Annotated in this window: 20 protein-coding genes; all 20 read right to left on the reverse strand. The window is 55.2% G+C overall.

Annotation, left to right across the window (positions count from 1 at the left end; translation table 11 throughout):
• Positions 1–101: 101 nt before the first annotated feature.
• Positions 102–368: a flagellar biosynthesis protein FliQ gene (gene fliQ, locus V6582_RS07510; RefSeq protein WP_156631922.1), complete on the reverse strand. Its 267-nt coding sequence runs from the start codon at positions 366–368 to the stop codon at positions 102–104.
• A 151-nt stretch (positions 369–519) separates the two neighbouring features.
• Positions 520–975 (reverse strand): flagellar hook assembly protein FlgD, encoded by a 456-nt coding sequence (flgD, locus tag V6582_RS07515; protein ID WP_015914970.1) that lies wholly within the window; start codon positions 973–975, stop codon positions 520–522.
• On the reverse strand, positions 966–1,415 hold the full coding sequence (flbT, locus tag V6582_RS07520; protein ID WP_156631923.1) for a flagellar biosynthesis repressor FlbT: 450 nt from the start codon (positions 1,413–1,415) through the stop codon (positions 966–968). Before flbT ends, flgD begins: the two co-directional genes overlap by 10 nt.
• A complete protein-coding gene (gene flaF / locus V6582_RS07525) occupies positions 1,412–1,759 on the reverse strand; it encodes a flagellar biosynthesis regulator FlaF (RefSeq protein ID WP_156631924.1) in 348 nt (115 codons plus the stop codon). Before flaF ends, flbT begins: the two co-directional genes overlap by 4 nt.
• A 34-nt stretch (positions 1,760–1,793) precedes the next feature.
• Complete coding sequence (locus V6582_RS07530) at positions 1,794–2,861, reverse strand: flagellar hook-associated family protein (protein WP_156631925.1); 1,068 nt, start codon at positions 2,859–2,861, stop codon at positions 1,794–1,796.
• Between the two features lie 3 nt (positions 2,862–2,864).
• Positions 2,865–4,319, reverse strand: a complete 1,455-nt coding sequence (gene flgK / locus V6582_RS07535) for a flagellar hook-associated protein FlgK (RefSeq protein WP_156631926.1) — start codon at positions 4,317–4,319, stop codon at positions 2,865–2,867.
• Positions 4,320–4,343: 24 nt separating this feature from the next.
• Positions 4,344–5,600 (reverse strand): flagellar hook protein FlgE, encoded by a 1,257-nt coding sequence (locus tag V6582_RS07540; RefSeq protein WP_156631927.1) that lies wholly within the window; start codon positions 5,598–5,600, stop codon positions 4,344–4,346.
• 130 nt (positions 5,601–5,730) lie between these two features.
• On the reverse strand, positions 5,731–6,402 hold the full coding sequence (rem, locus tag V6582_RS07545) for a transcriptional activator Rem (protein WP_015914964.1): 672 nt from the start codon (positions 6,400–6,402) through the stop codon (positions 5,731–5,733).
• 336 nt (positions 6,403–6,738) lie between these two features.
• Positions 6,739–7,287 (reverse strand): transglycosylase SLT domain-containing protein, encoded by a 549-nt coding sequence (locus V6582_RS07550; RefSeq protein WP_156632003.1) that lies wholly within the window; start codon positions 7,285–7,287, stop codon positions 6,739–6,741.
• Positions 7,253–9,106 (reverse strand): flagellar hook-length control protein FliK, encoded by a 1,854-nt coding sequence (locus V6582_RS07555; protein ID WP_156631928.1) that lies wholly within the window; start codon positions 9,104–9,106, stop codon positions 7,253–7,255. Before V6582_RS07555 ends, V6582_RS07550 begins: the two co-directional genes overlap by 35 nt.
• Positions 9,103–10,560 carry a chemotaxis protein MotC gene (gene motC / locus V6582_RS07560; protein WP_156631929.1) on the reverse strand — a complete coding sequence of 486 codons (1,458 nt, stop codon included), beginning with the start codon at positions 10,558–10,560 and terminating at the stop codon, positions 9,103–9,105. The genes V6582_RS07555 and motC overlap by 4 nt, the downstream gene beginning before the upstream one ends.
• Before the next feature lie 4 nt (positions 10,561–10,564).
• The gene (locus tag V6582_RS07565; RefSeq protein WP_156631930.1) at positions 10,565–11,899 is read right to left on the reverse strand and encodes a MotB family protein; all 1,335 of its coding nucleotides are present in this window, start codon (positions 11,897–11,899) and stop codon (positions 10,565–10,567) included.
• Entirely contained in the window at positions 11,896–12,546 is a 651-nt protein-coding gene (locus tag V6582_RS07570; RefSeq protein ID WP_156631931.1) for a GTPase, read from the reverse strand. Before V6582_RS07570 ends, V6582_RS07565 begins: the two co-directional genes overlap by 4 nt.
• A 477-nt stretch (positions 12,547–13,023) precedes the next feature.
• Positions 13,024–13,986: a flagellin gene (locus tag V6582_RS07575; protein ID WP_156631932.1), complete on the reverse strand. Its 963-nt coding sequence runs from the start codon at positions 13,984–13,986 to the stop codon at positions 13,024–13,026.
• A gap of 405 nt (positions 13,987–14,391) precedes the next feature.
• Positions 14,392–15,354: a flagellin gene (locus V6582_RS07580; RefSeq protein WP_156631933.1), complete on the reverse strand. Its 963-nt coding sequence runs from the start codon at positions 15,352–15,354 to the stop codon at positions 14,392–14,394.
• 409 nt (positions 15,355–15,763) lie between these two features.
• Entirely contained in the window at positions 15,764–16,726 is a 963-nt protein-coding gene (locus V6582_RS07585; RefSeq protein ID WP_156631934.1) for a flagellin, read from the reverse strand.
• Between the two features lie 389 nt (positions 16,727–17,115).
• Positions 17,116–18,078, reverse strand: coding sequence for a flagellin (locus tag V6582_RS07590; RefSeq protein ID WP_156631935.1), 963 nt, complete (start codon positions 18,076–18,078; stop codon positions 17,116–17,118).
• Positions 18,079–18,363: 285 nt separating this feature from the next.
• Positions 18,364–19,326 (reverse strand): flagellin, encoded by a 963-nt coding sequence (locus V6582_RS07595; protein ID WP_156631936.1) that lies wholly within the window; start codon positions 19,324–19,326, stop codon positions 18,364–18,366.
• Positions 19,327–19,589: 263 nt separating this feature from the next.
• A complete protein-coding gene (gene fliP / locus V6582_RS07600) occupies positions 19,590–20,327 on the reverse strand; it encodes a flagellar type III secretion system pore protein FliP (protein WP_060716404.1) in 738 nt (245 codons plus the stop codon).
• Positions 20,324–20,842, reverse strand: coding sequence for a flagellar basal body-associated FliL family protein (locus V6582_RS07605; RefSeq protein WP_156631937.1), 519 nt, complete (start codon positions 20,840–20,842; stop codon positions 20,324–20,326). Before V6582_RS07605 ends, fliP begins: the two co-directional genes overlap by 4 nt.
• Between the last annotated feature and the right edge of the window lie 48 nt (positions 20,843–20,890).

A 20,890-nucleotide genomic window follows, 5' to 3' on the forward strand; every position in this document is an offset into this window, starting at 1 on the left:
CGAGAATCCGCCATTATGGCGACAGGACTAGCGGACAAAGCTTGCGCGAGGATGCCCTTATCTCAAGGCGAATGTCTCAGGCCGAACGGCTGCGGATTGCTTTAAAACCCTGATTGGACCCGGGAAAACACCAGATTGGCAAAAATCGAAATTTGGGAACCCACGAAGGGAGCGGAAATACCGATCGTCACCATGATCGCAACGATTTTCGGGACGAATGTCAGGGTCATTTCCTGGATCTGGGTCAATGCCTGGATCAGGGCGACCACGACGCCGACGATCATCGCCGCCAGAACGGCTGGCCCCGAGGCAACCAGCACGGTCCATACAGCGGCGCGCATGATATCGAGGGCATCAGCTTCATTCATCAGCATTCCTCCAGCGACATCATGCCGCCTGACACGACTCAATTGATAAAGCAAAATTCCTCAAATCCCAATCGATTTGAGGAATTTCACAGTCGTTAAAGCCTTTTGCATTTTCCATCTCGACCGGTTCCGGCAGAATGGAAATGACCGGTCAGGAGCCGCTCGAGAAGTTGACGCCGGTCTGCAACTCTACTGTGCCACCGCTGCTGGTGGTGAGTGTCACGGCGTCATCGGCGACCTTGACGTTGGAGACAACACCCGTCGTTTCGCCGTCCGAGCTTGTCACCGTCTTGCCGACGATATCGCCAGCCCGTGTCAAGGCTTCCGCCTGCAACATGGAGCGCAGCAAGGTATTGGTCTTGATGGATTGCTCGACCTGCGAATAAGTTGCAAGCTGAGACACCTGCTCCGTGGCAGACATCGGATCCGTCGGGTCCTGGTTCTGCAACTGCGCGATCAGAAGCTGAAGGAAGCTGTTATAGTCCATGGATGCGTCTGCCGCGTCCGAGTTGGCGGATGCGTTGGCGAACGGATTGGTATAAGTCGCCGAACTCGAAGAGGACGAGGAACTCGTTGATGTCGCTGAGGTCGTCGCGTCTACCGCCATGGCGCAATCTCCTTGCGGATCTGTTCGATGGTTGCCGGTGCCATTTCCTGGTTGTTCAGGATACGATCCTCGAGCGGATAAAGACCGCGAATGGCCTTCAACGCATCGAAGGCGCGTCCTGAGACAACCTGGGCATCGATCCGCTTCAGTTCGGCCAGGATCTCGTCATCCTGGAAGCAGGAGAGCAACATCACGATCGACTTGCGGAACATGGTCATCGTCTGTTCCTTGCCTTCCGGATTGATGAGAATCATCTGGGCAATGAAATAGAGCTGGCGGAGCGGGGTATTGGCGTCTTCCGGCTGGAGCACGTGGTTTTCCAGCAGAAAGGTTACATCGTTCAAGAATTCGAGGGCAACCTTCCGATCGACGCGCAAAACGGCACCATTGATAAAGATTCGTTCCCCGGATTTCAGCGAGATTCGCAAGGTGCTCTTCATTTAAGTCCATCCCTGATGATGGTGGTTACATCGATTATGCCTTGGTAATTGTCGGATTCCCGCTTTCTGATGCGGTCACATTCCTTCAATATCCAAAGGGCAATTGAAATGAGATTGGCGCGGAGTTCCGTGCCAAGCTGGTTGTCCGGCTGCTTGAGATCCTCAATGAAGCGGATCCAGACGCGGCACGTATAGTAAAGAGCCTCAATGCCTTCACGACCGTATCGTCCGGCAGTCCGGGCCTGGCTCAGCAAGTCTATCGATCTGTCGAGAACCTGGCGCTCACGCTCCTTAGCGTCGGCAACCCCATCCTCCATAATCTCATTGTAGGAAAACTGGTACATCTAGATTTCCTCTACTCCACCCCACCCTTGATCATCAAAGGTAATCCACAAGGCTGAGCTTCTGCAAGCGTGCGGTCAAGGTGTATGACGTCTCGACCAAAGATTGCAGGTTGTTCAAACGGGTCGATGCTTCATAGGCATCCACACCGGTCAAATCGCTTAATTGGTTTTCAATAATGTCCTTCTGGGACGTTAAGGAATCGTTTGCATTGGTGACCCGTTCCTGGGAAAGGCCCAATTGTGTGCGCTCGTCATTGATGCCGGAAACGGCAAGACCGGAATATTCGATCGCCTTGGAGATCATCGCATTGCGGGTTTCGGTCGAGTAATTGCCATTCAGCATTTCGCTGCCGATCACCGAAACAAGGCCCGTATAGCGGAAGCCATCGGAGTTGGCGCTGGATGAGCTTTGAATAACTTCGTTTTTGCTGATCCGGCTCGACATTGTCTCATCGGTGGCCGCCGACCAATTGTCCGTCCAGTCCGCCCCGTCAAAGGATGGCTCAAGGACGTTCTCCATGAAATCGTCCATCTGATCAGCGGTGATGCCACTGACGCCATCATCGTCAGGCGACATGCCGAAATATCCGGAAAACAGATTGTCGAAATTCTGCTTGGCGTCCGTTTCATTATCGTCGTCATCGATATAGTAGTAATCGGTGATCGGCTTCACATCGGTATTGATGCCAGAAAACAGATATTCACCGTTCACAGAGGTATTTGCGGCGTCAATGAAGCTGTCCATTGCGCTTTTCATGGTCTTTTGCGCGGAGTCCAGCGTCGTACTGTCAGTGCTGGTACCAAGACCAACCAGCGTCGACTGCATTGTCGTTGCTGCCGATGCAATCGTATCCAACGCCGTCTGAGATGCATCGAGACGGGTCGAGACGATGGAATTGGTGTCCATCAGTGACTGCAAGCGCAGAGAATCCCGGTTGAGATCCACCGCCGAAGAAGTCTTGGCGCCCAATTCTGTTCCGACATCTGCGTATTTGCCGGTCGTCACTTCTGTCTGAGCATCCGACATCTGCTTTTGCGCATCACTGATCGTGAGACGCATCGCGTTCTGGATGGTAAGACTGGATATGCTCGATGTCTTCATGGCTTATGCGATCTCCAGGAGGGATTTCAGCATCTCATCGACAGCGTTCATCAGCTTGGTCGAAGCCTTGTAGGACTGCTCGATATCGAGCATCTTCGACAGTTCTTCATCGAGATTGACGCCGGTCTTGTTCTGATAGGCTTCCGTGGCCCGCTGCGACAAGGCGGATTTGGTTTCATTGGCTGAATCTGCCGTCGAGCGATAGCTTTCGAGCCAGCCGACGGAGTTCGAGGCATAGTCAAGGACATTGGAGCTATCCCCGAGGCCTGCCGATGAATCGAAGTCCATGTCATCTTCGAAACCCGTGACCAAATCGTCGAGCAATTCCGAATAGCTGACACCTTCCGTCGTATTCCAGGTATAATTCGAGCCATTGGCGCCGCCGTCCCGCAACAGGGTTGGATCGCCATCATCCGCGGTTACGTAAGCACTGTTGACCTTGAATGATTCCGAAATACCGGAAACAAGCGTTCCATCTTCCGGCGTCGTGCCATCCTCCCATGTGAAGAGGCCCGGCATGTCATTGTCTTTAGTCGATGGCTCCGTTTCCGAAAACATCTTGATCAGCGACCGTGAGGTCTCATCCAACTGCTGCTGCATCTGCGGCGCAATCGAATCGCGGATCTGCAGATTGGCGGCGATCGACCCTTCCGCCGTGGTGTTTCCACCCGTACCGGCCTTGACGGGAACCCCATCGATATAGACAGAGTTGCCCTCGGTCGAAGCACCGTAAGCGCCGGTCGAGTCGAATGTCACCGTCCTCGGCTGCTTGTCGAACAACACGGTGCCATCATTGGTGTACAGCGCCATGTCGTTGTTATCGCGCTTGACCGACGATACACCGACAATCTTCGAAATATCTGAGACGAGTTTGTCGCGCTGGTCGAGGGCGTCGTTGGGATCGTTCCCTGTCGCCGTCGCCTTGACCACAGACTGATTGACGGTCTCAAACTGCGACAGAAGATCGTTGAGCTTGTTGACATCGTCCTTGATGGCGTCGTCGGCCTGGGCCCGGACGTTACTGATGCCCTCGGCCGTATTGTTAATCGAGGTGGCGACATCCTGGGCTGCGCTGACCGCCGTTTCCGCCAGGGACAATTCACTGGGCTGCGCGGCATAGGATTGCATCGCATCCCGCAGCTTATTGATATAGGTCGACGGTGACGATTCGTAGTCGTTACCGCCGAGAAGTGCCTTCAATCGGTCCAGACCGGTATTGAGCGTATCCTGCCCTTCCGCCTGGGACTGCCCTGAAAGCATCTGCTTTTGCAAGACGGCATCTTCGGAGCGGGTCGTAACGACCTGCGCTCCTCCGGTGCTGGTCGAAATAGTGGCAGCGTCACGCTTGACGTAACCTTCCGTCTGGGAGTTGGCAATATTCTTCGACAGAACCTGCGACTGGACGCCGGTATTGCCGAGAGAAGTTGTTGCCGTATTCATCGTTGACGAAAGAGACATGACACTGCCTTTAAAAGAATAGGATTACCGCTTCAGACTGATCAGCGTATCCAGCATATCCGCCGCCGTCTGGAACACCTTGGAATTGGCGCTATAGCTGCGTTGGGACTGGATCATGTTGGTCAGTTCCGTCGCGAGATCGACATTGGAACTTTCAAGCGTCTTGGAATTGATGCTGCCGAAGCTGCCTGTATTGGCAAAGCCAACCACGACCGTGCCAGCATCGGCCGTGACCTGATAGGCCGTACCGTTGACCGATTTCATATTGTCGGGGCTGGCAACCGTGGCCAGCGCCACCTTGTAAAGATTGGCGCTCGAGCCATCCTGATAGGTCGCAACGATATTGCCGCTGCTGTTGACCGTGACGGAGGATGCCGCGCTGGCGCCATTACCATCGACGTCGCCAGTCGAGGAGTTTGCCGCAGCCAGCTGAGTCATATCCGACATATCCACCTCGATCGTCTGAGGCGAACTGGTCGTGCTGTCGGTAAAGGTAAATGTCCCGCCACTGGAGACCGCGCCATCGGAATCGAAGGTCAGGGTCGTGCTGCCGAGAACACCATTGGTATAAGGGAAATTAGTCTCGTCAGTTGCCTCGCTGGTGCGGAAGATATCCGCCTGCCATTCGTTGTCGGCGGTCTTGGTATAGTAGATGTCATACTGGTTGGCATTGCCAAGGCTGTCATAGGCCACCATGGAACTCTTGAAGGTCCATGTGGCGCTGGCGCTGTTGCTGGACGGCAGATCGCTGGTCACGGTATCAGAACCGGACTTCAGGTTACCGTCGATCACTGCATTGGTCGTGGCATTGGCCGAAATGCTGCTGTCCTGGATCTTGACGGGTTCGAGACCTTCGAAACCGTTGATAACGGAGGCCGGCTCGCCATTTTCGTAGGAATAGCCCAGCAGGGTGTAGCCGGCCGAATTGACCAGATACCCACTGTCATCGGCCTGGAAATCACCTGCCCGTGTCAGGAAGACGCTGCCCGCTGCATCCTGAACCACGAAATAACCATCGCCCTTGATCGCCAGATCGGTTTCCGACGTGCTCGACTGATAAGAGCCTTCCTCGGAAATGCTGTTGACCGTGGTCGTTTGCACGCCACCGGAATTATAGGTTCCACTGCCGGAGGAGCCGACCACCAGGCTGGAAAATGCGGTTGATACCCGCTTGTAGCCTGTCGTATCCGAGTTTGCGACGTTGTCGCCGACCGTGCTCAGCTTGCTGGCCTGGGCCTGCAAACCGGATACGGCTGTATTCATGCTGCCTGAAAGGCTCATACCACGTCCCCATTCGATCGTCGTGTGAGAAGATTATGAAGTGGGCCTTGCGTGAAGCTGTTTGAAAAAACGCTTAAGAGCACATTTGGCTGCAAGGCCCTGAAAATCTGGCGGCGAGGCCGCCAGATTGTTATTTCCAATCAATGCAATATCCGAGGAACCGCTTGGAATCGACAGGGTCGACACCAAGCTTCTTGCGCAGTTTCTTGCGCAGCTTGCTGATATGGCTTTCGACCACGTTCTCTTCGACTTCTTCGTCGAAGATGCCATAGATCGCATTGAAGATCTGAGACTTGGACACGCGCCGGCCGCGATTGGCGACTAGATATTCCAGAATGCGGCGCTCGCGGCGCGGCAAGGGGAAAATCTCTCCGCCGATCTCGGGATCGCGGCCATCCGAATAAACGCGGATCGCGCCGATTTCGGTATAGTTGGCCACAGCCTTCAGGCGCCGCCGAATTGCCGCAGCTCTCGCCAGGATTTCCCGCGGGTGGACCGGCTTGCGCACCACGTCATCCACGCCACTGTCAAACAGGGCAAGTGTTGCTTCCAACGATGGCTGGTCACTGACCGCAATCACCGGAGCCGTCGTACGATCCCGGATGGCCCGTGGCAGATCGCCTGTGCGATCTCCCTGACCAAGCAGAAACGCTTCCACGGCTGCAACATCGCTATCGGCTGCCGAGGCAACCCATTCACCAAATTCGATCGGGTCAAACCCGGTCGAAGGTATTCCTTCACGTCCAAATAAAGACGTGTATCCATTCTTAACGAGCTCGCGCTCATCAACCACTACGATCATTCGTCCGCCTCCGAATCAGTGTGGTGCTTCAACACGACAATGGGTACGAATCGGGGGGTAAAACGACAACTGTAGAAAGTTAATGATAGTTATTAATAGTTGATTAAGATTTTAGGGGTGATTTGACCTACATCTTGTGTCATCGCCGTTAACCACATACTATTTTTCTGTGAAAAAGGTTAACAAAACGCTTGCAAAGCCGCGAGCACATGAAAAAATTATTCGATGCTAATGTGGGCAAGATCAGGGCAGGCAATCAACCAAAGATTGTTTTTGCTGACAGAATGGCATTGTGATCTCTGACAGAGAAGCCATCATTTCCGGCGTGTCAGGTTGTTATTGCTGACAAAATTGCCGCGCATTCGCGGTCCAGTTGCCGTATCCGGTTGCAACGAGATTGGCGATAACCCGACAAACATAGCGCTTTTGGGCTGGATCGTTGTTTGGGCCTGCATGATAACGCGCAACTGCCATTGTCCAGGTTTCGTGTCTTCCATGCAACGCAACCAGGAATTTTGCGGCATATTCGACGTTCCGTTTCGGGTCGAACATCTCTTCGAGCGAGTGGAAATTCTCGTGATGGAAATAATGGTTGATCTGCATGCAACCAATATCGATCAATTTCGCGCCCTGCTGCTTGGCCAGCGCGAAGGTTTGCATGGCATCTGTCATGGAATCGGGGAACAGGGCCTTGCCCTCGACATTGAGAGCGTAAGGCTGAAGTGACCCTTTGCGTCCGGTTTCCGTAAGGCCAACCGAATAGAGGATCCCCTCGGGGATCCCATATTTGGCCGCAGCATTGCTAATTTCGCGCTCGCATAATCCTGCTGAAGCCGAAGCATGGCTCTCGTTACAGGTAAAGCTGACCGCTGCCGCCAGAAGCATTGCCGCCGGTGCCCACCGTACCAGAACGTGCCGCATCATCGACTGGACCTCCGGATGTCTGTCCATACACATCAAAAATCGGCTGCGCTTGTGAGCGGTTACCGCCCTGGCTGGAACTGCCGCCGCCCTGCTGCATGCTCTGCTGATTGCTGCTCTGGCTCTGGGAATTGGTCTGGTTGGCGTCATTGCTGGGCTTTTCAGTGCTGGCTATGCTGATCTGGACGTTGTCAACCGAGAAGCCATGGCTCTTCAGCGCTGCGACAAGACCGTTCTGGTCTTCGTTCAGCTTTCGATAAGCCGCGCTGTTTTCAACCACCAGGCTGACCGTCAATTCGCCATTCGTCAGCTTCAATGTCGCCGTGACGCTTCCCAGATTTTCCGGCGTCATCTTCAGTTTGAGCGTGTTCATCGTTCGATCGGTGCTGATCTGTTCGCTGGCACTGAGCTTATCGGAAGCATGACTGTGCATGGCCTGCGCCCAGGAACTGTCACCGGCCATGGATGCGGCAATATTGGCGCCATTGCTGGTATTGACCGGGGCGATAATGCGTCGGCTGTCAAGCACGCTGACATTCTGCAACGGATCGATACCGGTCGTTGCTGGCTGGCTCGCGGTGTCATCGGCAGGCGACGCCGAGGCATCACTGCTGGTGACCAGATGGAGGGCATCGGCAGCACTGCTATCCTTGACCGTTTCCTTGGTCGCCGGTGAAACGGCATCCTGCTGCCCCGACTGGAGAGACTTCGCCTGCTTGGCAAAATCAACCTCTGGAGTCCCCTGGCCGATCTTACCCATCTTGCCGTCCTGCGACGCAACCTGGCCGGCGACGGCGGTCAATGCCGTATCGCCGTTACTGGTGGCCGACTCGGCGGCTAACTGGCTGTCTGCCTGACGGGCAGCTTGCTGCAATTGTCCGGCGCTCAAATCGCCCAACAATGTCAAGGCATCCTGGGCGCCCGTCGCTGCCTTTGGCTCTGCAGCCGTGTCTTTGGTATCGTCGGCGGCAGGCTTTGCCGTCTTGGAGCTGTCCTTGGTCTGGGTTTTCGTAACCCCCGGCATATCTGACTGAGCCGCCGCCGTAGCAACCTCCTCATCGGTCGTTGCCGACTTGAGTGCTGCCAGGGCCGCGAGCAAAGGTGTGCCATTTTCCTGCCGGCCTTTGACGGCGATCTTGCCGGTATCACCTTCAGCACCTTCAGTCTCGGCAGCGAGCGCCTCTTCCGCATTTGCGCCAGCAGTAGCAGCCTCAGTCGTGACGTCATCCTGCTGGGTCAGGGCAGCAACAAGCTTTGCAAGCATCCGGCTCTCATCCGTCTTCTCCCCGGAGGAAGATGCGGTCTCTGTTTGCCCTTGTGTCTGGCCCTGCGTTTGGGTCTGGGCTTGGGCTTGGGTCTTGGTCTGGTTCGCCAAAGCCTTGGCAATCAGTGCGGCAGCCTTGGAATCGCCAGCCCCTATCACCGCATTGCCGGCGGTTTGCGACGGTGCCTTACCATCATCGCTGGCGACAGTGGCTTCATCATCAGCGGCATTACCCTGCTCCGCCTCGGCCGAATGCTCCTGATGTGATGTAGTAGATGTCACTGTGGACGTGGTCGATTTGGTCGATGACGATGAAACCGCAGTTGAATGGCTCTTCGTCTGGTTCTGATCCACAGGAGCATCGTCATCGTCTGCTTTTTGCTCCTGCGCTTGGCTACGGTCAGCCGTATCGGCCAGAGCGTCCAGAAAACCCTTGCCCGCGCCCTTGCCTTGATCGGAACGGCTGCTGCTATAGGCTGGCGAAGCGGCAGAACCTGCTGTGATAGTGGCATCGATCATTTCGTTACGCCCTCCCCCTTCAACATTTTATCTATTTCTTCAAGTTTAGATCGGCCACCGCTCATGAATGTCTGGAATTCCGGATCGGGCTTCTGCTTTGCATCTGCCGAGGCCTGATTGACCGGCGCCGTACCAACCCCAGGATCGGGGGCTGCATTCGCCTTGGCATTGGCCGGCGCGCCCGGGTCCTGCTGATCGGACACATTTGCCGGTGCATCTGGGGCAGTATCGTCCCCGGATGGCGGCGGCGTGCTTGGCGAGGCCGATGGGCTTTGCGGCGCGGTGGGCAAGGTGATGACCTCCTGCGCGACGGCCCGGGCTGCTTCCAGCAAGGCGTTGTCGGAGGCCGACAGCTGATCTTTTGGCAATTGTGAGATCGTGCTGAGCGCGTTTTTGACGTCGGTGGTCGAAATCAACGCCGCGCCGCCATAAAGCAGCGCCTGCGGATCATTTTTATCTGGCAGGCCCGCCAGGCTTTGCGCCTGGCTGGAGGCAAGACTGGCCAAAGCCTGATTGCCATTGATCGTCGCGCGGCGCGCGATGCGCAGATAGACTTCGCGCTGACGATCCGGATCCATGGTCGCCAATGTCGCCAGAATATCGTTTTTATCCAGCTCCGAGAAATGATCGACCACCAATTGCACCAGAAGATCGGCAAATTGGCTGGCATAGGGCGAATAGAGAAAGCGGCGGGCATAGCGATTGGCATACGCCATGGCGCGCGCATTCTGGCCGGTATCCATGGCAATCTGGAAGGACCGCCGCAAGGCCGCTTCCTCGACAATGGTGCCGGGCGCAACAAGGCGGGCGATATCGAAGAATTTAAGGGCCGCAGCCGGATCTTTCACCAGCGTGACATTCCCGGCCACCAACGCGATATAAGGCCCGACCCGACCGTTCTGGTAGAGCGGCACCATCTCGCCAAGCGAGCTTGCCACCAGCACGCCTTTACCATTCAGGTATTTTCTCAACATATCGCTGACGCGGTTGTCGAAATGACCATCAACGTCGCGGGCAACGAGATAGTCCAGCGTCGCCGGATTGCCGCCGCTCATCGTATAGATCAGCGCCGCATCGACATTGCGGGGGTCTTCGAAATCTGAAGGCACAGCCGTCCGCAGCCGCTTGTCGATCCGGGTCAGAAGAAAACGCTGCATATCCGCAGCCGAATGGTCACCGCGGACAACCGAATCCTGCACAAATTGCAGAGAGCGCAACATCAGATAAGGCGGCAGGTTATCACTGTCTCCGCCTGCGGGAAGGCTGGTGGCAGGTCCGGTTGTGCCAGCAGCAGGAGCCGTGTTCGGTCCATTGCCTGCAGGAGTATTTGGTCCTGCCGCATATGCCTGATCCGCACAGGCAACAGGGCCGCCGACAGCCAGGGTCAGCAGCACGCCATAGACGGCGAAGCTGGAAAATCCATATCTGGCACCCAGGGATCTGCGCGCGGTCATCACCTTACTTCTGGTCCCCCTGAACAAGGATCTCGATCCGCCGGTTTGCAGCGGCCAACGGGTCCTCCGGCTTCAACAGCCGGCGATCGGCAAAGCCGGACACCTGGGTAATACGGTTTTGTGCAAGTCCGCCGCGCACCAGCATGTAATAGGCCGAATGGGCGCGTGACATCGAGAGGCCCCAATTGTCGTTATCAGGGCCTTTGTATTGGCGAGCGTCGGTATGACCCCTGATGACCACGGCACCCTGGCGCTCCGCCAGCAACTTGCCGATCTTTTCCATCGCCAACACCATTTCCTTGCGAGGCACGGCAGACCCGACATCGAACATTGGGGCCTGGGATTGGTCGGTCAGTGTTATCAGCAATCCGCCTTCAGCTGGCTGCACAATCAACCCTTCGGCCAATTTACCCGCCACACCACCGATTTCGGAGGCGATCTGCTGCTTAAGCTGGTCCGCCTGCTGTGTCTGGTCGCTATCGGCCGATGCATTCTGCTCTTCACGGGCAACCTGCTTGGGATCAGGCCGCGCCTTGGGAACGGCAATTGCCACCTGCTGACCGTCAATTTCGACCTGCGGCTTTGCCTCAGGTTGAGACTTCGACGGGGAATTGGCCTGCGCTCCATCCGGTGCAGCGGCGGCCGCTGCGGCAGCAGCCTGCTGATCGACCGGTTTTTGCGCGAACGGATCGGGCTTTGCCTCCGCCTCGGCCACGGTTTGCTGTTCGTCAGGCTTGGCTTTACCAGGCTTGCCCTGCGCCGTCTGCATCTGTTGGCTCCAGAAATCCGGATCGAACGGGTCGCGGTAAGCCTCGCCGCCCGACGCGCCGGTGGACGGGCCGGATTCGCTTGCTCCGCCTTCACCTTTGGCGCTGACATTGGCCTGCTGGCCAACTTCCTGGGCAATTTCGGCCAGGACCGAATAGGGATTTTCGAACAGGTCCGCTTCCGAATAGACGGGCTTGTCGCCCGAGGTCGAAGTCATGTCCTCGCCGGTTGCCGCCGCCTTGCCGAGCGTCTCCTCCTCGGCCTTGATTTTCGAGCGTTCCTTGCTTTCTTCGCCCTCAGCCTGATCGACCGGCTTTTTCACGCCCTTCTCGGTTGGCTTTTCATCCGCCAGCTTGATCGGATTGAAATAGCTGGCAACCGAGGCGGTCGTTTTCTCATTGGCGGCATTGACCAGCCACATGACCAGGAAGAAGGCCATCATCGCGGTCATGAAGTCGGCATAGGCAATCTTCCAGGCGCCGCCATGGGCGCCATCGTGATCGCCGCCGCCATGCCGTTTGATAACGATGATCTCGTTCTTGCCGTGGTGGTGATTTTCAGCGTCGCTCATGCCAGAACTTTCTTCAGACTGGCCGTCCAGGCGGAAATCCGGGTGACCAATGCCGCGCCACCGACATCGACCGTCAGGTCGAGATCATTGGCCTCGACATGTTTAAGCAACAGGTCTTGGCCTTCCATCAGGTCGGCAAGCTGCTTGAACAGCGCGGCAGGTCCGGTAACGGTGATCTGCCCTGCGGCTCCCTCCAGGACAGCGGCCTTCAACAGGCCGGAAATATCCTCCAGCGCCTTGTCGACAAGCAGATCCGATAGCAGGGGCGCCAATGTCTCGACCGTCTGGCTGCCAACAATGCGCGACAGGTCCGAGGCGATCTGCTGAAGCCCGTCGGCAATCACCCGCGCCAGCTCTGCCTGATGCTTTTCCGTCAGTTCCTGAAGTGCTTCGGCATGGGCTTTTTCGAGAATGCTGAGCGCTTCGGCGTGACGTTCATCCGCCGCCTTGACCGCCGCGTCATGGCCATCCGCATAGGCATTCTGTCGCTCTTTTTCCACATCCACCGGATCGGGCTGAGGAAGCTCAAGCACCGGCATATCCGGGAACATCAGCGCATCATCGTTGAAACTCATGGCCTCCGCAGCCATCGGCGCTGGCGGCGGTGCAGAGAAATCCTTCAAATAATGAGCGAGCGGCATCGTCATGTCATTTTCTCCCGGGTCTTGCGACCCTTATCGCCGATACCGCACCTATGGCGTTATCGGCGCACAATACCTTCAGCCGGGTAAGGCCCAAAGCTTAAATCATCCACCTGATATACCCGGGATCATTTCCAGGACCCTTTCAGGACATGCAGGATGTCACAGGCGGCCCGATCTCCCGCATGACGGCGAACACAAACACCTGTTTCATAATGTCGAAGCTAGGCGGCCAAACTTGCGCGAGGATTTTCTCAAGGCGGTCAGGCGTGCCGATTGGCATTCACCCTGCATAATTTACTGAAATTGAGCAGGTTCAGGACGAAAATGCCCCGGCGGATTTTGCAGTTATATCGGCTGCATCCCCTGAAAATATGTTGGACCGCGCCAGGGCAGTTGCGCGGTCCAACGATTCCACCAGATGCCGATGACCGGCGGCACGGCAGAAAGCGAAAATTGTAACTCCGGTCCGTTGTCGAAAGACTACTTGAAGAGCGTCAGGATGTTTTCGGCATTGGTATTGGCAATCGACAGCGCCTGGATGCCAAGTTGCTGCTGCGTTTGCAGTGCCTTGATCTTGGTGGATTCCTCGTTCATATCCGCATCGACCAGACGCCCGACGCCCTTGTCGATCGTATCGCTGAGGTTTTTCACGAACGTATCCTGGGAATCGATACGGCTACTGATCGCACCCAAGGTCGAAGCAGAATCGGTCAGATCCTGAAGCATTTTGTCGACGGCTGAAATCATGCCATCGAGATCGTCGTTGGACATGTCGGTGGTCAGGGTGATTTCGGTGCCGGTAGCAGCCGTCACGGAATCCGCGTCCAGCAGGTAATAGGTGCCCGTGGTGGTGGTCGTGCCGTAGGCCCAGGTCGCAACCGTGGTCCGTGTCAGGATGCCGTTTTCAGCATCCTGGGTATCGATCAAGGTCGATTCGGACGTGTTGAACTTCAATGTCGTGACCGACACCGTACCGTCGCTGGCGCGGTTGAAGGAGGCAACCATTTCCTTGGTGGTGGGCGGATTGGTCGATTCGTTATACAACCAGTTTTCGCCGGAGAATGAAGCGGATTCGGCAATGGAGGCGAGCTGGTTCTTCAGCTCGTTGATTTCCTGGTTGATCTTGTCCTTGTCCACGCCCGGTTCGCGCGCCGCCACCAGTTTGGACTTGATGGAGCTGAGCACGTCGATACTGGAATCCAGACCAGTATAAGCGGTATCTGCTTTTGAAGCAGCAAGCCCCAGAGCATCCTGAACCGTGGAAAGCGCCTTGTTATCGGAGCGCATCGTGGTCGCAATCGACCAATAGGCGGCATTGTCTTTGGCGCTGTCGACTTTATAGCCGGACGAGATTCTGTTCTGCGTCGTCTCCATGTTCTGGTCGATGCCACGGAGGGTCTGCAAAGCCGCCATAGCGGAGGTATTGGTCATAATGCTGGTCATAGAGTGCCCCATGAAGGTGAAGGGACATGCCGGATTTATGGAAGACACCGGCAACGCTGGTCTGCTTCATGCACGTCGGCTACGCTCTTGCCCTGGTAGCCAACCCAACGTTGTTCATAGATTATTAACCTTGAATTAGTTAACAAATGGTTAACCAGGTTAGCAAACTTTTAATAAACGTAAACGAATTCCTAATTTTTTCAAGACCAAAGAAAAGCGCGCATGAAAAAAGCCGCAGCGTGTGCTGCGGCTTTGATAAACATCGTGGGTCCAACCCATCGGGCAAGAACCATTCCTGGCCTTCCAACGGCGGTCGCCTCTGGCTTTGTGAGAACCCCAAGCCATTGTTGCGGCTTTGAATTTTTCTTTTGAGAAGGAAGGCGTAAGGGCCTTCGAACCCTTATGTTATTTGAACAGCGACAGAATGTTTTCGGAGTTGGAATTGGCGATCGACAGGGACTGGATGCCCAGCTGCTGCTGCGTCTGCAACGCCTTCAGCTTGGTCGATTCCTCGTTCATGTCCGCATCCACCAGACGGCCGACACCCGTGTCGATCGTATCGCTCAGATCCTTGATGAAGCTGTCCTGCAACTCCAGACGCGACGTCATCGCACCGATGTTCGAGGCCGCATCCGTCATATTGGACAGCATCTTGTCGACTGCTGCAACCATTCCGTCGATGTCATCATCGCTGGTCGTTGAGGACAACGTCACCTCAGTGCCAGCTGAAGCATCAGTCCCTTCAGAGTCGATCAGAAAAAAAGTGGCTGTGGACGTGGTCGTCCCATAGGCATAGGTGGCGACGGTCGCCTTGGTCAGCAAACCACCCTCAGCAACCGAGTCATTGATCAGGATCGAATCAGATGTATTGAAGGAGATCGTCTTGATCGACACATTGCCGTCAGCGCCACGAATAAAGGAGCCAACCATTTCCTGGGTCGTTCCAGCGGATTCGCTATTGTCATACAGCCAGTTCTCGCCATTGAACGACGCGGACTTGGCAACAGAGCCCAGCTGGTTCTTCAGCTCGGTCAGTTCCTTGTTGATCTTGTCCTTGTCCACGCCCGGTTCGCGCGCGGCAACCAGCTTGGCCTTGATGTCGGAGACGACATTGATCGCCGATTCCATGCCGGTATAGGCGGTATCCGTCTTGGCGGAACCAAGGCCGATGGCGTCCTCAACAGCACCAAGCGCCTTGTTATCCGAGCGCATTGTCGTGGCTATCGACCAATAGGCCGCGTTATCGGATGCATTTTCAACCTTGTAGCCGGACGAAATTCTGTTCTGCGTCGAGTTCATGTCGTCGGAGATCGACCGTAGGGTCGAAAGTGCTGAAATTGCAGCCGTATTTGTCATCAAGCTCGTCATAAAAGTGCCCCTTGAGGTGATTGCTTTGGAAAGGGACAGACCGGATTAAGACCGGCAACATTGGTCGGCTTCATGCCCGCCAGATCTCTATCTGCTTGTCTGGCCCAGTGCTTTCGTGAGCACAGAAAACACCATCATGGTTAACGAAACCTAAATTTAAAAAAACATTAACCATAAAACCAGGGCGTGCGGAGGTGTTACAGCCATCTTTCCGGATCAGCGCATTAATTTTCTCTCTACTTATCAATTACTTGAATTACCGCGCCACCTGCCATCCCAAAGAACGAAATTTTGTAATTCCAGGAACCGGCATATTTGATAGACCAACCTTCCAGTGTGCTTTCTGCCCTAAAAAAATAGCCGGGCTTTCGCCCGGCTATGCATTTGGTGATTCTCGACGCCCCTAGGCTTAACGGAACAGCGACAGCACGTTTTCGGAGCTGGAATTGGCAATCGACAGGGACTGGATGCCCAGCTGCTGCTGCGTCTGCAACGCCTTCAGCTTGGTCGATTCCTCGTTCATGTCCGCATCCACCAGACGGCCGACACCCGTGTCGATCGTATCGCTTAGATCCTTGATGAAGCTGTCCTGCAACTTCAGGCGCGCAGTCGTCGCACCGATGGTGGCTGCAGCATCCGTCATATTGGACAGCATCTTGTCCACCGAGGCAACCATTCCGTCGATGTCATCATCGCTGGTCGTTGAGGACAACGTCACCTCAGTGCCAGCTGAAGCATCAGTCCCTTCAGAGTCGATCAGAAAAAAAGTGGCTGTGGACGTGGTCGTCCCATAGGCATAGGTGGCGACGGTCGCCTTGGTCAGCAAACCACCCTCAGCAACCGAGTCATTGATCAGGATCGAATCAGATGTATTGAAGGAGATCGTCTTGATCGACACATTGCCGTCGTTGCCACGGACGAAGGAGCCAACCATTTCCTGGGTCGTTCCAGCGGATTCGCTATTGTCATACAGCCAGTTCTCGCCATTGAACGACGCGGACTTGGCAACAGAGCCCAGCTGGTTCTTCAGCTCGGTCAGTTCCTTGTTGATCTTGTCCTTGTCCACGCCTGGTTCGCGGGCGGCAACCAGCTTGGCCTTGATATCGGAGACGACATCGATAGCGGCTTCCATGCCGGTATAGGCCGTATCCGTCTTGGCGGCGCCAAGGCCGATGGCATCCTCAACGGCACCAAGCGCCTTGTTATCCGAGCGCATTGTCGTGGCTATCGACCAATAGGCCGCGTTGTCCGACGCGCTTTCGACCTTATAACCGGAGGAGATCCGGCTCTGGGTGGTGTCCATATCGGAACTGATCGACCGCAGCGTAGAAAGTGCTGAAATCGCAGCATTGTTCGTCATAATACTTGTCATAGGCGTTGCCCCTTATGGAACTGGAAACGGAAGGGACATCCCGGGCTCCTTCCCGGCGAACGACGGCTCCGCTTCATGCCATTAATCTTTTTTAAACAAGAGATTAATCCGTCGTTTTGATGTTTCTATTTAAAACGAATTAGGTTAATTCTTGCTAAATCACGAAAAAAAATTATTCAAAAAATTTTATGAAATGGTGATTCGTTTAACGATAGCCAGCAACCGGAATTCTATTCAAAAGTACGGCCATGTCCCAGGGCGTCGTATGGCCGTTTGATCAGAAACAGGTGCAATCCAAAATCGTACAGCGGCACATTGCGGATCAGGAAACCAAAATAGCCGGGCTCATCACCCGGCTATAAAAGTGCCCATGCTGTGGAATTGGATCCTTAACGGAACAGCGACATAACATTCTCGGAGCTGGAATTGGCGATCGACAGGGACTGGATGCCCAGCTGCTGCTGCGTCTGCAACGCCTTCAGCTTGGTCGATTCCTCGTTCATGTCCGCATCCACAAGACGGCCGACACCCGTGTCGATCGTATCGCTCAGATCCTTGATGAAGCTGTCCTGCAACTTCAGGCGCGAAGTCGTCGCACCGATGGTGGCCGCAGCATCCGTCATATTGGACAGCATCTTGTCCACCGAGGCAACCATTCCGTCGATGTCATCATCGCTGGTCGTTGAGGACAACGTCACCTCAGTACCAGCTGAAGCATCAGTCCCTTCAGAGTCGATCAGAAAAAAAGTGGCTGTGGACGTGGTCGTCCCATAGGCATAGGTGGCGACGGTCGCCTTGGTCAGCAAACCACCCTCAGCAACCGAGTCATTGATCAGGATCGAATCAGATGTATTGAAGGAGATCGTCTTGATCGACACATTGCCGTCGTTGCCACGGACGAAGGAGCCGACCATTTCCTGGGTCGAGCCAGCGGATTCGCTATTGTCATACAGCCAATTCTCGCCATTGAACGACGCGGACTTGGCAACAGAGCCCAGCTGGTTCTTCAGCTCGGTCAGTTCCTTGTTGATCTTGTCCTTGTCCACGCCTGGTTCGCGGGCGGCAACCAGCTTGGCCTTGATATCGGAGACGACATCGATAGCGGCTTCCATGCCGGTATAGGCCGTATCCGTCTTGGCGGCGCCAAGGCCGATGGCATCCTCAACGGCACCAAGCGCCTTGTTATCCGAGCGCATTGTCGTGGCTATCGACCAATAGGCCGCGTTGTCCGACGCGCTCTCGACCTTATAACCGGAGGAGATCCGGCTCTGGGTGGTGTCCATATCGGAACTGATCGACCGCAGCGTAGAAAGTGCTGAAATCGCAGCGTTGTTCGTCATAATACTCGTCATAGGCCTTGCCCCTTGAATGACACATAGGAAGGGACATTCCGGGCTATCCCCGGTGAAATTCGGCTCGCCTCATGCGATTAACATTCAATTAACAGGTTAACCCGCCGATTTCGATAGCCTGTTTTAAAACATATATAGTTAAAAATACCCTAATAACGGATTTATTTATTAATTCAAATAAATTTACTCCGAAACTACTTAGTTAACACATCGTTAAATTAATGAAAAATTAAAAAGGCCGGACATTCCGTCCGGCCTCTTGTATTGAAACGACTATATCTTCTCTTAGCGGAAAAGCGACAAGACGTTCTCTGTGCTGGAGTTGGCGATCGACAGCGCCTGGATGCCCAACTGCTGCTGCGTCTGCAACGCCTTCAGCTTGGTCGATTCCTCGTTCATGTCCGCATCAACGAGCTTGCCGATACCGACATCAATCGTATCGCTGAGATCTTTTGCAAAGCTGGACTGCGATTCGATCCGGCTCTTCGTCGCACCGATGGTGGCTGCAGCATCCGTCATATTGGACAGCATCTTGTCCACCGAGGCAACCATTCCGTCGATGTCATCATCGCTGGTCGTTGAGGACAACGTCACCTCAGTGCCAGCTGAAGCATCAGTCCCTTCAGAGTCGATCAGAAAAAAAGTGGCTGTGGACGTGGTCGTCCCATAGGCATAGGTGGCGACGGTCGCCTTGGTCAGCAAACCACCCTCAGCAACCGAGTCATTGATCAGGATCGAATCAGATGTATTGAAGGAGATCGTCTTGATCGACACATTGCCGTCGTTGCCACGGACGAAGGAGCCAACCATTTCCTGGGTCGTTCCAGCGGATTCGCTATTGTCATACAGCCAGTTCTCGCCATTGAACGACGCGGACTTGGCAACAGAGCCCAGCTGGTTCTTCAGCTCGGTCAGTTCCTTGTTGATCTTGTCCTTGTCCACGCCTGGTTCGCGGGCGGCAACCAGCTTGGCCTTGATATCGGAGACGACGTCGATAGCGGCTTCCATGCCGGTATAGGCCGTATCCGTCTTGGCGGCGCCGACGCCAAGTGCGTCCTGCACGGCAGACATCGCCTTGTTATCCGAACGCATCGTCGTGGCAATCGACCAGTAAGCTGCGTTGTCGGATGCGTCCTTGACCTTGTAGCCGGAAGAAATGGCGTTCTGCGTGTTCTCCATCTGCGTGCTAATCGAGCGCAGAGTGGAAAGTGCCGAAATGGCCGAATTGTTGGTCATGATGCTTGTCATCAGATCTGTCCCTGTGGTTACACAATACAAAAGAGGGACATGCCGGACTATATACCGGCAGAAGCGATCGACATCATGTCAATTAACTAGAGTTTGTTTAACTCGCCTCTAATCCGCACATAACCACGCACCGCTTTAAGGTTAGCTCAACAGGATTGGTAAAAGAAACATTAACAATGCCAAAAACGCCCACGAAGGGGCGCAATTCGCAAACACGCTGTCCTATGGTTTATAAACCCTCTATTTCTAGGGGCGCTGTGGCTTCAGGAAAAAGAGCGCACCAAGCTGCCGACCAGAAGGTTCCAGCCATCGATAAGCACGAAGAACAGGATCTTGAACGGCAGGGAAATCGACGTCGGTGGCAACATCATCATGCCCATGGCCATGGTGATGGTCGAGACGATCATGTCGATGACGAGAAAGGGCAGGATGATCAGGAAGCCGATTTCAAAGCCGCGCCGGATCTCTGACAGCATGAAAGCGGGGATCAATACCCGATAATCGACCTTGCCTTCAACGACCGCCGTCTGTCCGCGCTCATTGGCGAGATCGATGAACAGCCGGAGGTCTTTTTCGCGGGTATTGTTGGACATGAAACCCCGGAAAGGCTCGGCAATCCTGGGAACAGCTTCGGCCTCGGTAATCTGGTTGTCCAGAAGCGGACGCACACCGTCGCGCCAGGCCTGGTCCATGACCGGCGTCATGACATAAAAGGTCATGAACAGGGCAAGACTGGTCAGGATCATATTAGACGGCGTGCTGGATAGACCCATGCCGGAGCGCAGAATAGAAAAAGCGATCACAAAGCGCGGAAAGCTCGTCACCATGATCAGGATGCCAGGAGCAACCGAAAGAACCGTCAGCAGACCGAAGGTGCGGATAATCCAGGCCGCGACGGAGCCGTCGACCGGCGCCGTCAGGAAATTTGACGGCAGCTGCTGCGCCTGAGCCAGTTCCGGGGCCGCTATCATCGCGGCGATCAAGATAAGGGTTCGAATCATTCGATGACAAACGTCCTAAACAAAAGCTTCGATACCCGTCCTTCAGACCGCACGTCAACTCGCTCGCGCAGATCGTCCTTCAAATAATCGAAACCGCGTGGGCCTTCGATCTGTTGCAGGGACACTGTGCGCATATAGGCCATCAGATCCTGATGGATATCCTCGGCCAGTTTCGCATCGACGGGACCATTGAAGACCAGAGCCACCTCCAGCCGGACCCAGCTTTCGGAGGGATAGGCAAGGTTGGTGGTGACGGGGTCAAGCTGGACGATGCCATTGGCCTCCGCCGGTAATTTCGGCAGGCCGGTCTCTTCTTTTTCGCCTTCCTTTTTTTTGCCCCCGTGCTCCTCACTGGCCTTCTGCTCTTCCTTGGCCACCTTCACCTTGGGCGCAACCATGGTGCCGACCAGCCAGCCGGCACCTGCACCGACAACGGTCAGTCCCGCAAGTGCAGCAATGAGCAGAATGGGGGAAGCCTTTTTCGAAGGGCCTTCCAGCGCCGGTGCATCTGCCATGGTGGTCTCCATCCTGCAGCATCGCCCTTCGATCGCCCTGGATCTGAA

Source organism: Agrobacterium vitis (genome assembly GCF_037039395.1).
GTDB classification, from domain to species: Bacteria; Pseudomonadota; Alphaproteobacteria; order Rhizobiales; family Rhizobiaceae; genus Allorhizobium; species Allorhizobium vitis_E.